We start from the raw sequence: 1,132 nt of genomic DNA, 5'->3' as shown, positions 1-1,132 counted from the left end.
CGAAACGCAGACCTTGCTCCATGGCGATCGGTGCAATCAGCGACACAACCACTTCAACGTTGTCGCCCGGCATCACCATCTCTGTACCTGCCGGCAGTTCAACCGCACCGGTTACGTCAGTGGTACGGAAGTAAAACTGCGGACGGTAGCCGTTGAAGAACGGGGTGTGACGACCGCCTTCTTCTTTGCTCAATACGTACACCGAACCCGAGAACTTGGTGTGCGGTGTGATCGAGCCCGGCTTGGCCAGAACCTGGCCACGCTGCACGTCTTCACGCTTGGTGCCGCGCAGCAGCGCGCCAACGTTGTCGCCAGCCTGACCCTGGTCCAGCAGCTTGCGGAACATTTCCACGCCGGTACATGTGGTCTTCACTGTCGGGGAGATACCCACGATTTCGATATCTTCGCCAACCTTGACGATGCCGCGTTCGATACGGCCAGTCACCACGGTACCGCGACCGGAGATCGAGAACACGTCTTCCACCGGCATCAGGAATGCGCCGTCGATGGCACGTTCCGGTGTCGGGATGTAGGTGTCGAGGGCTTCAGCCAGACGGAAGATGGCCGGTTCGCCGTATTCCGATTGGTCGCCTTCCAGCGCCAGACGTGCGGAGCCGGTGATGATCGGTGTGTCGTCGCCCGGGAAGTCGTACTTCGACAGCAGGTCGCGCACTTCCATTTCAACCAGTTCGAGCAGTTCAGCGTCGTCAACCAGGTCAGCCTTGTTCAGGAAGACGATGATGTACGGCACGCCAACCTGGCGGGACAGCAGGATGTGTTCGCGGGTTTGCGGCATCGGGCCGTCAGCGGCCGAGCAAACCAGGATCGCGCCGTCCATCTGCGCTGCGCCAGTGATCATGTTCTTCACATAGTCAGCGTGGCCCGGGCAGTCAACGTGTGCGTAGTGGCGGTTTTCTGTTTCGTATTCGACGTGTGCGGTATTGATGGTAATACCACGTGCCTTTTCTTCCGGCGCGCTGTCGATCTGCGAGTAGTCTTTGGCTTCGCCACCGAACTTCTTCGACAGGATCGTGGTGATCGCTGCGGTCAGTGTGGTCTTGCCGTGGTCAACGTGACCGATGGTGCCGACGTTTACGTGCGGCTTTGTACGTTCAAACTTACCCTTAGCCAT

At 59.0% G+C, this 1,132-nt stretch carries 1 protein-coding gene; it reads right to left on the bottom strand.

The features are described from left to right. Nucleotides 1–1,132 (bottom strand): elongation factor Tu (gene tuf / locus IGB42_RS21800; protein WP_159675654.1); only part of this gene is annotated, 1,132 nt, incomplete at its 3' end.

It is taken from the genome of Andreprevotia sp. IGB-42, from assembly GCF_009848685.1.
GTDB lineage: Bacteria > Pseudomonadota > Gammaproteobacteria > Burkholderiales > Chitinibacteraceae > Andreprevotia.
This window is presented reverse-complemented; position numbering and strand designations above follow the sequence as displayed.